At 63.7% G+C, this 1,716-nt stretch carries 2 protein-coding genes; one reads left to right on the top strand and one right to left on the bottom strand.

The genetic code is table 11. From position 1 onward, the window contains the following. Positions 1-1,174: beta-ketoacyl-ACP synthase II (gene fabF, locus HX846_RS36285; protein ID WP_178967354.1), on the bottom strand; the 1,174-nt coding region annotated here is incomplete at its 3' end. A 113-nt stretch (positions 1,175-1,287) separates the two neighbouring features. On the opposite strand from fabF, the gene HX846_RS36280 reads away from it, so the two are divergent. Further along, a partial coding sequence (locus tag HX846_RS36280; protein WP_178967353.1) for a helix-turn-helix domain-containing protein occupies positions 1,288-1,716 on the top strand: 429 nt, incomplete at its 3' end.

Here is a 1,716-nt window from a genome sequence, read left to right as displayed (position 1 = left end):
CCCGGACCATATCCAGCCCATCGGCGGCGGGGTCCGGGTTATCCAGGTTGAGGGTCGCCGGGGCAATCTGGTCGCGCAGGGCGAGCACAGTGAAGATCGCCTCGATCCCGCCCGCGGCGCCCAACAGATGGCCGGTCGCCGACTTGGTGGCGCTGATCGCGACGCTGGCATTTGCACCGAACAGCGTATTGATCGCTGCCAGTTCGCCGTTGTCGCCTACGGGGGTCGACGTGGCATGGGCGTTCAAGTGCTGGATCTGTGCGGCGCTGATCCCTGCCTGCGCGATCGCCAGTTCCATTGCCCTGCGTGCACCCGAGCCATCTTCCGGGCCCGAGGTCATGTGATAGGCGTCGGCGCTGGTGCCGTAGCCCACCAGCTCTGCGATAGGCGTCGCCCCGCGAGCCAATGCATGCTCCAGTTCCTCGATCACCAACAGCCCGGCACCTTCGCCCATCACAAACCCGTCGCGGCCTTGATCGAACGGGCGGGAAGCCAATGCCGGCGTGTCGTTGTAATCGCTCGACAGCGCACGCGCCGCAGCAAAACCGCCGAGGCTGACTCGGTGGATACAGGCTTCGGCGCCGCCACACACGGCGATGTCGATTTCGCCGGCACGGATCATTCGCGCAGCATCACCAATCGCCTGTACGCCGGCGGCGCAGGCAGTGACGGGGGAGCCCAGCGGACCTTTCAGTTGATGCTGGATCGACACGTGCCCGGCCGCCATGTTGCCGAGGAATGACGGGATCGTGAACGGCGACAGGCGGCGAGGCCCTTTGCTGTCAGCCGTACGAACGGCCTCGGCAATCGCGGGAAAACCACCCACGCCGGAGGCGATGATTGTCGCGGTACGTTCCTGCTGCGAGGGCGTCTGCGGACTCCAGCCAGCCTGGGCCAGGGCCTCTTGCGCGGCGGCCAGGGCAAACACGATGAACCGGTCCATCTTGCGTTGTTCCTTGGCCGGGATGACAGTGTCCGGGTCAAAGCCGGCTTCAGGGTCCTGGATGCGGTCCAACACTTGGCCGCCGATGCTGATTGCCAGGTCGCCGATCAATGCCTCGGGTAGCCTGCGAATCCCGGATTCACCGGCCAGCAGGCGCTTCCAGGTCTGTTCCACGCCGGTTGCCAGCGGTGTCACTGCACCCATGCCGGTCACAACAATTCGCTTACTCATGATCGCTTAGCTCCGCAAATTTCAGGTTGGTAGCAATGCATGGACGAAACTATCATTATGAAAGTAACATCCGATAGCTGAAATTTCCGTAGCCGCCCCACAGAGGAACTGCAATGCAACGTAAGTCGCTGGTGAATGCCGAATGCCCGGTAGCCCGTGGAGTGGAACGGGTAGGCGAGTGGTGGAGCATCCTGATCATGCGCGACGCGCTGCAAGGGTTGCGGCGTTTTGACGAGTTTTCCCAGAGCCTGGAAATCGCTCCGAATATGCTCACCCGCCGGCTCAACAGCCTGGTGGAAGCGGGGCTGCTGGAACGCCGGCAATACAGCGAGCGGCCGCCCCGTTTCGAGTACGTGCCGACGCCGGTTGGCGAGGATTTCCGGGTGGTGATCATGGCGTTCATCGGCTGGGGCAACCGCCATTTCGCCAACGAAGGTGAAAGCCTGCAATTGGTCGACCGGAAAACCCGGCGCCCGGTGGAAGTGGCGGTGGTGGACGCCGACGGTGCGCGTGTGTCCGTCGAGCAATGCAGCGTCCAGGCC

The sequence above is a fragment of the Pseudomonas sp. K5002 genome (assembly GCF_013386655.1).
GTDB lineage: Bacteria > Pseudomonadota > Gammaproteobacteria > Pseudomonadales > Pseudomonadaceae > Aquipseudomonas.
The sequence above is the reverse complement of the archived record's forward strand: the minus strand, read 5'-3'. Positions and strand labels throughout refer to the sequence as shown.